The sequence below is a fragment of the Oerskovia sp. NPDC056781 genome (genome assembly GCF_042789955.1).
Lineage (GTDB): Bacteria > Actinomycetota > Actinomycetes > Actinomycetales > Cellulomonadaceae > Oerskovia > Oerskovia rustica.
In genome coordinates, this window is sequence record NZ_JBHUAD010000160.1 from 1 (window position 1) to 9,058 (window position 9,058).

Here is a 9,058-nt window from a genome sequence, read left to right on the forward strand (position 1 = left end):
CTGCACGTCAGAACGACCACAACCCCGTCCTCGGCACCTCTTCACGCGACCCGGCTCACTCGTTCGGGTAGACCACGCCCGTCTGGCGGCGGACCTCGTCCATGGTCAGCATGACGTCGAGCGTGTCCTGCCACGTCATGCGCGGGCTCTCCGTCAGACCGGCCTCGAGGCAGCGCGCGACCTCGGCCGCCTGGTACTGCTTGCCCTCACCTCGGAAGCCCTCGTAGCGCCACTGCGCGCCGTCGTGCCGGACCACGCGGAACGACGTCGGGGCGTAGAACGTGCCCTCGATCTCGATGCGCCCCGCAGTCCCGGAGATCGACGCGACGTTGGGCGTCTGCGACCAGAGCGTGGTCGACAGCGTGGCCATGGCCCGGCCGTAGCCGAGCGTGATGCCGAGCTGACCGTCGACGCCCGTCTGCGTGAGCGCACCGACCGCGGTGACCGACGACGGCGCTCCCAGCACGTCGTGCGCGAACGACACGGGGTACACGCCCAGGTCGAGCAGCGCGCCGCCCGCGAGGTCCGGCGCGTAGAGCCGGTGCTCGGGGTCGAACGGGAAGAACTGGCCGTGGTCGGCGGTGACGTTGACGAGCTCGCCGATCTCCCCGCGCGCGATCACACCGCGCAGCGCGGCGACGTGCGGCAGGAACCGCGTCCACATGGCCTCCATGACGAAAACGCCCGCGGCCCGTGCCGCGTCGAAGATCTCGCGCGCCTCGGCCTCGTTGCGCGTGAACGCCTTCTCGACCAGGACGTGCTTGCCCGCGGCGATGGCCAGCAGCGCGTGGTCCCGGTGGTGCGAGTGGGGCGTCGCGACGTACACGACGTCGACCTGCGGGTCCTCGACGAGCTCGGTGTAGTCGGCGTGCGTGGTGTGGATGCCGTGCTCGGTCGCGAAGCGCTCGGCCCGGACGCGGTCGCGCGAGCCGACGGCCACGACGCGCGCCCGCGTGTGGTCGCGCACGGCCTCGGCGAACGACCCGGCGATGTTCCCGGCACCCAGGATCCCCCAGCGGACCGTGGGAGCGGTCCGCGGATCGGTCACGACGCCGGAGATCACCTCGGGCAGGTCGGCGGCGGTCGCGACGAGGTCGGGCAGGGAGGCGGGCTGGTCGGTCGGTGCCGCGGCGCGGGCGTCGTTGCTCATGGGTTCACGCTAACCCCGTGAGAGCGGTGCCACGGAGTATTGCCCGAGGTGTGGTCGCGCGGCGCCCAGGTGGGCCGTCGCGCCGAGGACGAGGTTCCGCGCGGTCGAACACCGTGATCGAGGCCGTCCCGACCGCCGGAACGACCTCAAGGCCGTTCTCGGCACGGCCGTTCTCGGCACCGTCACTCCCCCGGGTACACGACCCCTAGCTGCGCCCGCGCCAGGTCCATGACCCGCATCAGGTCGAGCGTGTCCTGCCACGTCATGCGCGGGCTCTCGGTCAGCCCCGCCGCGAGGCAGCGCGCGACCTCGGCCGCCTCGTACTGCTTGGCCCCCGTCGCGTACCCGTCGTACTCGCGTCGCGCCCCGTCGGCCCACACCACGCTGAACGTCGTGGGCACCATGAACCGGTCCACGACCTCGATCCGACCGCCCGTGCCCGCGACCACGAGCGACGTCGCCGACTGCGCCAGGACCGACGACGAGAGCGTGGCCGTCGCCCGGTCGCCGTACCGCAGCACCACGGTCGACTGGGCGTCCACCCCGGTCGGAGCCCGCAGACCGACGGCCGTGACGTCGTCGGGCATGCCCAGGAGATCCGTCGCGAACGCGAGCGGGTAGATCCCGATGTCCAGCAGCGCGCCGCCCGCGAGCTCGGGCGCGAAGAGCCGGCTCGCCGGGTCGTACGCCGCGTTCGAGCCGTAGGACGCCGAGACCGCCCGGACCTCGCCGATCTCCCCCTGCGCGATCAGCGCACGGATCGCGGCGACGTGCGGCAGGTGCCGCGTGAGCACGGCCTCCATGACGAACACGCCCGCCGACCGCGCCGCGTCCAGGACCTCGCGCGCCTCGGCCTCGTTGCGCGTGAACGCCTTCTCCATGAGGACGGGCTTGCCCGCCGCCACCGCCAGCAGCCCGTGCTCGCGGTGGTGCGAGTGCGGGGTCGCGACGTACACGACGTCGACGTCGGGGTCCGCGACGAGGGCCTCGTACGATCCGTGCACGGTCGCCGACGGAGCGTGCCGCTGCGCGAAGTCCCGCGCCCGGTGCTCGTCGCGCGAGCCCACGGCCGCCACGTGGCCCTGCGTGAAGGCCCGCACCTCGTCGGCGAACGAGCCAGCGATCCTCCCCGCCCCCAGGATCCCCCAGCGCACGGGAGGGGCGTCGCCCGGGTCGGGCACGGCGTCGAGCACGTTCACCACTGCGTGAGAGACCATGCGTCCACGCTACTGCGGCCCTGGGGTGGACCGACCGGTCCGCCCCAGGGCCGCAGCCTCGTCGGGTCGTCAGGAGCTCGCCCCCCGACGACGCAGCGCCACGAGCGTCAGGCCCGTCCCGACCAGCAGCACGGCCGCACCGGCGGCCAGGCCGACCGTCGCACCCGTCGTGGCGAGCGCACCACGCGCAGGCTTCTTCGTCGCCTGGGGCGTCGCCTTGACCGTCGGCGCCTTGGTCGGCGGGACGACCGAGGCGGGGGGCGTCGTGGCGGGGGGCACCGTCGTCGGAGGCACGGTCGTGGGCGGCGTCGTCGGGGGGACCGGCGGGGCCGGCGGGTCCACCGGGGTGACGGGGTTGTCGAGCGCGACCTCGACCACGCCCTCCGCACCGACCGTGACCTGTGCGCCACCCTCGACCGGGGTCACGCCCTCGCCCGAGAACACGGGCTCCCCCCAGGTCACGCCGTCGATCGCGGCGGGCGAGACCTCGCTCAGGGTCACCACCGTCCCGGCGGCGAGGCCGGGGATCGTGACCGTCGCACCGTCGGTCACCGTGAGGCTGCCCGACGTCGTCGCACCGTTCCGGTCCGTCGTGTAGTCGACGGTGAACTCGGTGCCCGCCGGGACCGACGCCGCGCCCTCGCCCGTGACGTGCTTGGTCAGGCGGAGCTCGCCGTTGCCGTCGCCGTCGCCGTCGCCACCGGCGGCCGCGTACTCGAGGACCCGCTGGTCGTCCCAGCCGGTGCTGCCCGCGACCTGGTTGGCGAAGGTGTCGCCGTCCTGCACGCCCGCGGGCAGCGACATCCGGTACGTGAAGATGTACATGCGCGAGCCGTCCGTGACCGGGTCGACGAACGTCAGGTCGAACGACGAGCGGGCCACGTCCGGGGTGTAGACGTACCCGGTCCCGGGGCTGAGGCGTACCGCGCTCGAGCCGTAGTCACCGTTGTTCCAGTCGGCCAGGGGGACGTACGCGACGACGAGCGAGTCGTCGCGCATGGTCAGCCGCGAGTCGTAGGTGTCGGTCACGATCACGGGGCCACCGGCCGAGGCGGCCAGGAACTCGCTCGGCACGTAGACCTCCCAGACGGCGGTCTTGCCGTCCGTGCTGACCCAGCCGCCCTTGACGGGCTGCTCCGGGGCGGACCAGCCGCTCCCGGGGACGACCTCGCCGCCCGGTACGGGGACCTCGATCACCATCTCGTTGCCCGTGGTGAACGTGAACGTGCCGCCGTCGCCCACGCTGCTGACCTGCGCGTAGAAGAACAGCGTGCCGTGGACGTTGGTCGCGGTCTCGACGTACGAGCTGAGCGTGCACGCGAATCCGTCCTGCGTGACGTCGCACGTCCCGACGACCGCACCGGCGGGCGTCTTGAGGTCGAACGTCTGCGCGAAGCCCGTCACGCGGGGCGAGTCCGGGAACGCCAGGGTGAACGTGTCCCCGGCGTGCGAGCCGTCGGGCACGGCCCAGGTGGCCTCGATCCGCAGCGACTGCCACAGGTGGACCTCGTCCACGGGCTGGGTGATCGTGACCGTCTTGATGGCGTCGAGCTCGGCGGCGGACGCCGTGCGGGGCATCGCGACGACGCCCACGAGCACGAGCAGGGCCGCGAGCGCCGTCGACAGCAGGCGCCGCGCGAGCGTGGGGGGCGCTGTCGCGGGGGGCACGGCGAGCACCGCCGCGTGCCGGGGGGATCCGGCCTGAGTGTGGTTCGACATGATGGGCTCCTCGAGTCGTGCCCGGCGGGCAGGGGGGTCGAGCCGTCGGGTCGCACGGGCGGGTGGTCCGTGGTAATGGGGAGGACCACGTCGCGTCGGCGTCTTGACGCGAGATCCGCGGATGTGTCGCACGTCACCCGCCTTCGGGGCCACGATGGAGACGTTCCGACCGAAGGGAGCTCCGATGGAGCCCGCCCCGTTCTCGTCCGGCTCGTCCGTGCCCACCCGCGCCGCAACCGGTGCCGTGCCACCGCTGTCCGCGCTGCCCCCGACCGCACCCGACGGGACGGCGGCCTGGGCGCGAGACCTCGTCAGGACGTACAGCCAGGGCGAGACGGTCGTGCGTGCGCTCGACGGCGTCGACGTGGACTTCCGTGCGGCCGAGCTCACGGCGATCATGGGGCCGTCGGGCTCGGGGAAGTCGACGCTCATGCACTGCATGGCTGGCCTGGACTCACCGACGTCGGGCCGGGTCGTGATCGACGGGACCGAGGTGAGCCGACTCTCGCAGCGGCGCCTCACGGCCCTGCGGCGGACGCGGATCGGGTTCGTGTTCCAGTCCTACAACCTGGTCCCGACGCTCACCGCGGCGGAGAACATCACGCTCCCGCTCGACATCGCCCGGGTCCCCGTGGACCGGGCGTGGTTCGACGAGGTCGTGGGCGCGGTGGGGCTGGGCGACCGCCTGCACCACCGCCCGGCCGAGCTCTCGGGCGGGCAGCAGCAGCGGGTCGCGTGCGCGCGGGCCCTGGTCTCGCGGCCGTCGGTGGTGTTCGCCGACGAGCCCACGGGCAACCTCGACTCGCGCTCGTCCGCGGAGGTCCTGGGGTTCCTGCGGCGGTCGGTCGACGAGCTCGGGCAGACGGTCGTCATGGTCACGCACGACCCGCGCGCGGCCTCGTACGCGCACCGGGTCCTGTTCCTCACCGACGGGCGGATCACCGCCGACCTCGCGGCCCCGACGCGGCGCGACATCCTCGACGCGCTCGGGCAGGCGGAGGAGGACTGATGCTGCGGGTCGCGCTGCGCGGCGTCCGGGCGCACCTCGTCCGCTTCGTGCTGTCGACGCTCGCCGTGATGCTCGGGGTCGCGTTCGTCGTGGGGACGTTCACGTTCCGCGCGATGCTGTCGTCGACGTTCGACGAGATCATCGCGACCACTCTCGTGGCCGACGTGTACGTGCGCGGCGCCGAGGAGATCGACGACTCCACCACGGCGGGCAGCACCTTCGGGACGCCGCACTCCCCGGTCCCGGTCTCCCTCGCGGACACGGTCGCGGGGGTCGACGGCGTCGCGCGGGCCGTGCCCGACGCGTCGGGTCCGATCGTCCTGGTCGCGGCGGACGGCACGGCCGTCACCACGTCGGGCCCCCCGAGCATCGGGATCGCGGTGGGGCCCGACGAGCCGACCGTGACGCTCGCGAGCGGCGCGTGGCCCGCGGGGCCCGCCGAGATCGCCCTGGAGGAGAGCGCCGCGTCGGCCGCCGACCTGACCACCGGGGACACGACGACCGTGGTCCTGGCGGGCGCTCCCCAGCCCGTCACGGTCACGGGGATCTTCGCGATCGAGGCGGCCGCGGCCGGCACGATCCTGGTGGGCCTCGACCCGGCTACCGCGCTCGCGACCTACGCCCCCGACGGCACGGTCCCCACGATCTCGGTCTACGCCGCGGGAGAGGTGTCCGAGGAGGTGCTCGCCGAGCGCGTGGCCGAGGTCCTCCCGGCGGGCGCCGAGTCCCTCACGGGCGAGGCAGTGCGCGAGGAGGCCCGCCAGGGGGTCGAGCAGATCCTCGGGTTCATCGAGACGTTCCTGCTGGTCTTCGCCGCCATCGCGCTGTTCGTGGGGGCGTTCATCATCGCCAACACGTTCGCGATGTCGGTGCGCGAGCGTCAGCGCGAGTTCGCCCTGCTGCGGGCGCTGGGGGCCTCGCCCGCGCAGGTTTTCGCGTCGATCCTGGCGCAGGCCGTCGCGGTCGGGGTGCTCGGCGCGGCGACGGGCGTGGTGCTGGGCCGGGTGCTGGTCAGCGGGCTGCGCGCGGTGTTCGGCTCGACGGGCATGGAGCTGTCGGGGCGTGTGCCGCTGAGTGCGACCTCGGTCGTGGTCGCGATCTCGCTGGGTGTCCTGGTGAGCGTGGTCGCGGCCGCGGTCCCGGGCCGCCGCGCGGCCCTGACTCCCCCGGTCCAGGCCATGCACGACGACGTCGCACCGGACCGCGGGACCGGCACCCGGGCGGTCGTGGGGCTCGTGCTGACCGTGCTCGGGGCGGGGCTCCTGGTCCTGGCCTCGCGGCTGGGGAGCTCGGCGTCGGCCGACCCGACCGGGTGGGCCCTGGTCGACGACCTCAACCCCCGGGTCCTGCTCGCGGTCGGCGCGAGCGCGGCGCTCGTGGGCGTCCTCGTCCTGTCCCCTGCGATCGCCGGCACCGTGATCACGGTGCTCGCCGTGCCGGCGGTCGCGGCGATCCGTCCGCTCGGCCGCCTGGCCCGCGGCAACGTCACGCGCAGCCCGCGCCGCACCTCGAACACCGCGGGGGCGCTCCTGATCGGGATGGCGCTCGTGAGCGCGACCGGGGTCATCGCGGCATCGACGCAGGCCTCGGTCCGGTCGATCGTCGACGAGCAGATGCGGGCCGACTACGTGGTCCAGGGTGCCGCGGCCACGGGCGCGCTCCCCCCGGGGGTCACCGATGCCGTGACCGGGCTCCCCGCCGTCGGGCAGGCGCTCCCGCTGCGGCTCGGGACGCTCGACGTCGACGGCGAGCCCAGCGGGGCCACAGTCGTGCCGCCCGGGTTCTTCACCGAGGCCCTCGACGCTCCCGTGGTCGAGGGCGACCCCGACCAGGCCCTCGCCGACGGCGAGGCGGTGGTCCGCCGGACCGCGGCCCGGGACGAGGGCTGGGCGGTCGGCGACTCCCTGACCCTCACGAGCGACGACGGCACCCGGACGCAGGACGTCCAGGTCGGGGCCGTCATCGACACCCAGGTGATCCCGACCGACGTGGTCCTCGCCGACGCGACCTACGTGGACGTCGGGGCCACCGAGATCCCGACGTACGCCGTGTACGTCACGGCGGCCCCGGGGACCTCGACCACCGAGCTGCGCGCCGCGCTCACCGAGGCCGTCAAGCCGTTCCTCGTCGTCTCGGTGCTCGACCGCGAAGAGCTCGCCAACGCGGCCGCGGCCCAGGTGGACCAGGTGCTCGTGATCCTCTACGCGCTGCTCGGGCTCTCGATCGTCATCGCGCTGCTCGGCATCGTCAACACGCTCGCGCTGTCGATCATCGAGCGCACCCGGGAGATCGGGCTGCTGCGAGCCGTGGGGCTCGGTCGCCTCCAGCTCGCGGGCATCATCACGATCGAGTCGGTCCTGACCGCGGTCTACGGGACGGTGCTGGGCGTGCTCACGGGCATCGCGATCGCGGCCGCCCTGCCGGGGGTGCTCGCCGAGCAGGGACTCACGAGCCTCGCGATCCCGTGGGGGCAGGTGCTCGCGGTCCTGGGGCTCGCGGTCGTGATCGGTCTCGTCGCGAGCGTCTGGCCGGGCATCCGGGCCTCGCGCCTGCCCGTGCTGGAGGCCGTCACGGTCGACTGACCACCAGGTCTCGGGCCGCGGGACGACGACCGACGTCACACGGCCCCACCAGGCGGTCGGGCGTGCCTCGACATAGCGTCGAGGAGTCGGCGGTCCGCGAGGAGAGACCCTCCACGCGGGTCCGGCGACGCCCTGTCCAGCACTCCGAGGAGGTCCCCATGTCCGAGGTCCCGATCCGCACCCTCATCAGCCCCCTGCGCTACGTGCAGTCGCGCGGCGCGCTGTCCCGGCTCGGTGAGTTCGTCGCCCCGATCGGCACCAAGCCGCTCCTGGTGGCCGACGACGTGGTGTGGGAGATCGTCGAGGACACCGTCGCCGAGTCGTTCCAGGCCGCGAACCTGCGCCGCGAGCGCGAGGGCTTCGGCACGTACGCGACGGCGGCGGCCGTCGACCATCTCGCGCGGCGCATCCGTGAGAGCGGCGCCGACGTGATCGTGGGCATCGGTGGCGGCAGCACGATCGACGCGGTCAAGGCCGCCGGGCACCTCGAGGGCGTCCGCTGGGTCTCGGTGCCGACCGTCGCGTCGACCGACGCCCCCTGCTCCGCCCTGTCGGTCATCTACACCGACGAGGGCGCGTTCGAGGAGTACCGCTTCTTCCCGCACAACCCCGACCTGGTCCTCGTGGACACCCAGCTCGTCGCGAACGCCCCGGTGAGGTTCCTCGTCGCGGGCATCGGCGACGCGCTCGCCACCTGGATCGAGGCCCGTGCCGTGGCCAAGGCCAACGCGACGACCATGGCGGGCGGCCTGCCGCTCATCACGGGCACCGCGCTCGCCGAGCTCTCCTGGAAGATCCTGTGGGAGAACTCGCTGCCCGCGATCGAGGCCGTCAAGGAGCACCTCGTCACGCCCGCGGTCGACGCCGTGGTCGAGGCCAACACCCTGCTGTCCGGGCTGGGGTTCGAGTCGGGCGGCCTCGCGGCGGCCCACGCGATCCACAACGGGCTCACTGCCGCACCGCAGACCCACGGCCTCACGCACGGCCAGAAGGTCAACATCGGCTCGCTGACCCAGCTCGTGCTGGAGGGCGCGCCGTCGCAGGAGATCCGCGACTTCGTGGAGTTCACGACGCGCGTCGGGCTGCCCAACACGCTCACCGAGATCGGCCTGACGACGGCCGACGTGGGCGACCTGCGCCGCGTCGCCGAGGCCGCGACCGCCCCGGGCGAGACCATCCACGCGATGCCCTTCGAGGTCCGCGTGCCCGAGCTCGTCGACGCGCTGCGCTCGATCGAGGGACTGTCGCGAGCGATCCGCGCGGACGCGGGCCTGCCCGAGCCGGTCGGTCACACGCACCACTGACCCGGCCACCCGGCCACCCCGCCACCCCGGCTGAGGTAGACCCGGGTGCGCGAGGTAGACCTCCCGGAGGTCTACCT

The 9,058-nt window shown here is 73.6% G+C and carries 6 protein-coding genes; 3 read left to right on the plus strand and 3 right to left on the minus strand.

The annotated features are described in order from the left end of the window. Positions 1 to 55 precede the first annotated feature (55 nt). The 3 genes from ACFRCR_RS13450 to ACFRCR_RS13460 all read right to left on the minus strand — a co-directional run bounded on the left by ACFRCR_RS13450 (position 56) and on the right by ACFRCR_RS13460 (position 4,086). Positions 56 to 1,150: a Gfo/Idh/MocA family protein gene (locus tag ACFRCR_RS13450; protein ID WP_377678193.1), complete on the minus strand. Its 1,095-nt coding sequence runs from the start codon at positions 1,148 to 1,150 to the stop codon at positions 56 to 58. Between the two features lie 182 nt (positions 1,151 to 1,332). Next, the gene (locus ACFRCR_RS13455) at positions 1,333 to 2,367 is read right to left on the minus strand and encodes a Gfo/Idh/MocA family protein (RefSeq protein WP_377678194.1); all 1,035 of its coding nucleotides are present in this window, start codon (positions 2,365 to 2,367) and stop codon (positions 1,333 to 1,335) included. A gap of 69 nt (positions 2,368 to 2,436) precedes the next feature. Beyond that, on the minus strand, positions 2,437 to 4,086 hold the full coding sequence (locus ACFRCR_RS13460; RefSeq protein ID WP_377678195.1) for an Ig-like domain-containing protein: 1,650 nt from the start codon (positions 4,084 to 4,086) through the stop codon (positions 2,437 to 2,439). 184 nt (positions 4,087 to 4,270) lie between these two features. Here ACFRCR_RS13460 and ACFRCR_RS13465 point away from each other — a divergent pair, with 184 nt between their 5' ends. The 3 genes from ACFRCR_RS13465 (at position 4,271) to ACFRCR_RS13475 (ending at position 8,981) form a co-directional block, all read left to right on the plus strand. Further along, positions 4,271 to 5,095 carry an ABC transporter ATP-binding protein gene (locus ACFRCR_RS13465; RefSeq protein WP_377678196.1) on the plus strand — a complete coding sequence of 275 codons (825 nt, stop codon included), beginning with the start codon at positions 4,271 to 4,273 and terminating at the stop codon, positions 5,093 to 5,095. Then, positions 5,095 to 7,677, plus strand: a complete 2,583-nt coding sequence (locus ACFRCR_RS13470) for an ABC transporter permease (RefSeq protein WP_377678197.1) — start codon at positions 5,095 to 5,097, stop codon at positions 7,675 to 7,677. Before ACFRCR_RS13465 ends, ACFRCR_RS13470 begins: the two co-directional genes overlap by 1 nt. Positions 7,678 to 7,835: 158 nt before the next feature. Beyond that, positions 7,836 to 8,981 (plus strand): glycerol dehydrogenase, encoded by a 1,146-nt coding sequence (locus ACFRCR_RS13475; protein ID WP_377678199.1) that lies wholly within the window; start codon positions 7,836 to 7,838, stop codon positions 8,979 to 8,981. The last annotated feature ends 77 nt before the right edge of the window (positions 8,982 to 9,058 follow it).

Bases quoted from the DNA above. Each gene is read 5' to 3' on its own strand.
- ACFRCR_RS13460 (WP_377678195.1), bottom strand. From the start codon at position 4,086: ATGTCGAACCACACTCAGGCCGGATCCCCCCGGCACGCGGCGGTGCTC.
- ACFRCR_RS13465 (WP_377678196.1), top strand. From the start codon at position 4,271: ATGGAGCCCGCCCCGTTCTCGTCCGGCTCGTCCGTGCCCACCCGCGCC.
- ACFRCR_RS13470 (WP_377678197.1), top strand. From the start codon at position 5,095: ATGCTGCGGGTCGCGCTGCGCGGCGTCCGGGCGCACCTCGTCCGCTTC.
- ACFRCR_RS13455 (WP_377678194.1), bottom strand. From the start codon at position 2,367: ATGGTCTCTCACGCAGTGGTGAACGTGCTCGACGCCGTGCCCGACCCG.
- ACFRCR_RS13450 (WP_377678193.1), bottom strand. From the start codon at position 1,150: ATGAGCAACGACGCCCGCGCCGCGGCACCGACCGACCAGCCCGCCTCC.
- ACFRCR_RS13475 (WP_377678199.1), top strand. From the start codon at position 7,836: ATGTCCGAGGTCCCGATCCGCACCCTCATCAGCCCCCTGCGCTACGTG.